Source organism: Cellulomonas carbonis, assembly GCF_014636275.1.
Taxonomy (GTDB): domain Bacteria; phylum Actinomycetota; class Actinomycetes; order Actinomycetales; family Cellulomonadaceae; genus Actinotalea; species Actinotalea carbonis.
In genome coordinates, this window is the sequence record NZ_BMEB01000023.1 from 1 (window position 1) to 743 (window position 743).

A 743-nucleotide genomic window follows, 5' to 3' on the forward strand; every position below is an offset into this window, starting at 1 on the left:
GGCACGTTGCGCATGTCACGGGCGAAGCGGTTGCGGTCCACCCGACCGAAGTCGAACGCACCCGTCTTCGAGTTGTGCACCAGCTTGATCGGGATGTACGACCCGTCCAACCAGTTCCCCTCGATGACCGACCCGGTCACCTTGTTCACGTTCGGCGTCAGGATGATCCCGAACCCCGCCTGCGGGTACTGGTAGTTCTGCGTCCCCGCGGTCTTGGACAACCACGCCGACAACGTGTTGTTCACGATCTGCACGTTCGACCCGCCCTGGATCTGGATCGCGTCGTTGTGCGTCTTGTTGTCCGAGTGGTTCGGGTCCGGGGAGAAGTACGCCAGGTCGTGCACGTAGCTCGACTCCACCCGCACGTTCGCCGCGGTCCCGTGGACGTTGTAGATCCCGAACCCGTCCACCACGTTCCACGTGTTCACCCGACGAGCCGTGTAGTCGTGCCCCAGCATCCCGTTGATCCAGTACGACGGGTAGTCCGGCACCAACGTCACGTCCTCCACCACCAGGTTCCGCACCCGCGAGTCGTTCGCGTTGATCAGACCCGTGTTGAACGACCCCTTGCCCGAACCCCGCACCCGCGAGTTCCGGATCGTCACGTCCGCCGCCTTGACCGTCACGAACCCGTAGACGTCCAGGTTCTCCAGCACCGTCCCCGGCGTCGTCACCACGATGTCCCCGACGTGCTTGCGCAACGTCGACCCCGGGCGCACACCCGTGTTCGACGCATCCGGCTT

The 743-nt window shown here is 64.3% G+C and carries 1 protein-coding gene; it reads right to left on the reverse strand.

All coding sequences use genetic code 11. The features are described 5' to 3' along the window. The coding region (locus tag IEV86_RS17490) for a right-handed parallel beta-helix repeat-containing protein (protein ID WP_229734725.1) at positions 1 to 743 on the reverse strand (743 nt) is incomplete at both ends.